Annotated in this window: 1 protein-coding gene; it reads right to left on the reverse strand. The window is 49.7% G+C overall.

Going from position 1 to position 1,312, the window contains the following annotated elements:
- Nucleotides 1-3 precede the first annotated feature (3 nt).
- Nucleotides 4-1,259 (reverse strand): IS3 family transposase gene (locus BHU62_RS24530; RefSeq protein WP_088776090.1). Its coding sequence is split into 2 segments (ribosomal slippage): nucleotides 4-908 and nucleotides 908-1,259, totalling 1,257 coding nucleotides; the frame shifts between segments, so codons are not numbered across the junction.
- Between the last annotated feature and the right edge of the window lie 53 nt (nucleotides 1,260-1,312).

Consider the following 1,312-nt stretch of genomic DNA (forward strand, 5'->3'; position numbering starts at 1 on the left):
TGACTAGTCCTGGCATAGGTTGACACTTTTATGCCTGTAAAACGCCTGATGCACCGCATCGGGCGTTTTGTATTTTAGCGACTGGTGAGGCCGCTCTCTGTTGTAAATTTCTATCGATTCCCTCACCATCTTTCTTGCCTGCTCCAGATCTGCCGGGCGTGATAGCAAAAACTCCGTCTTCAGTATCCCGTTCACCCTTTCCGCCAATGCGTTCTGATAGCAGTCATAGCCATCTGTCATTGAGCAGATTAGCCCGTATTTTTCATGGATTGACTGGTAACCTGCTGAACAATATTGTATTCCACGGTCCGAGTGATGGATCAGTGGCTGAGTCGTTTTTCTCTGCTTTAAGGCCTGTTTCAGAGCCTGCACGACATTGTCAGTACGCAGATCGCTGTGTACATGATGGCCCATTATTTTCCTTGAGCAGGCATCCGTTATCAGGCTCAGATAGACCATGCCATTCCGGGTTGGCAGATAGGTAATATCTGCTACCCATACCTGTTCTGGTCGCCTGACTACCACCTGTTCCGGTCCCGTTTTTAATAAATTGGGATGTCGCCGAAAACGATGATGGCTGTCCGTTGTTTTATGGTACGCCCGTCTGACTGGCACCAGCAGCCGGCGTTCCTTCAGCAGAGAGAACAACCGGTCACGTCCAACATGCAATCCATCATCTGATTGTTTATTCAGTAAATAATGCAGCTTACGGGTCCCGATACGCGCCTGCCGTACTCTTATCGTTTTAACAAAATCGACGATCCGGACATCACGAGCCCGCTGCTTACTAAGCCGTGTATTGTGCTGATACCAGGCTTGTCGGCTGTGTCCCAGGAACTGGCAGGCCCGGGTAATGGTTATTTTTGGGGTCTGTTTTTGCGTGAGGACTTGCCTGGCCGCTTTTTTATGACACTGATCCCATAATCATTTTTCAGCACGTTAACGACAGCATCCAGGAACTCCGCTTTCTGGGTGACCAGCTCAAGCTGTTCTTCAAGTTCCCTGATCCTTTGCTCAGGAGTTAAAGGGGCAGGCGGTTGGCTCATAGGCAACTCCCGGCTGGAGAGAGGGGGAAGACCTGGGGCCCAGTTAAGGTGACCATGCTTGCGCAACCAGGTCAGAACGGTCGAACGTCCCTGAATACCATAGCGCAGTTGAGCCTGTTTGTAGGTCATTTCGCCTTTTTCAACCTGCTCAACAACAGCAATTTTAAAAGACAAAGGATAGTCGCGTTGTGTGCGTTTAAACTCGGCCATTATCACGTTCTCCGGATTTAAGTCGAAAACGTGTCAACGCTATTCAGGACGGGTCA

Source organism: Serratia marcescens (genome assembly GCF_001902635.1).
GTDB lineage: Bacteria > Pseudomonadota > Gammaproteobacteria > Enterobacterales > Enterobacteriaceae > Serratia > Serratia marcescens_F.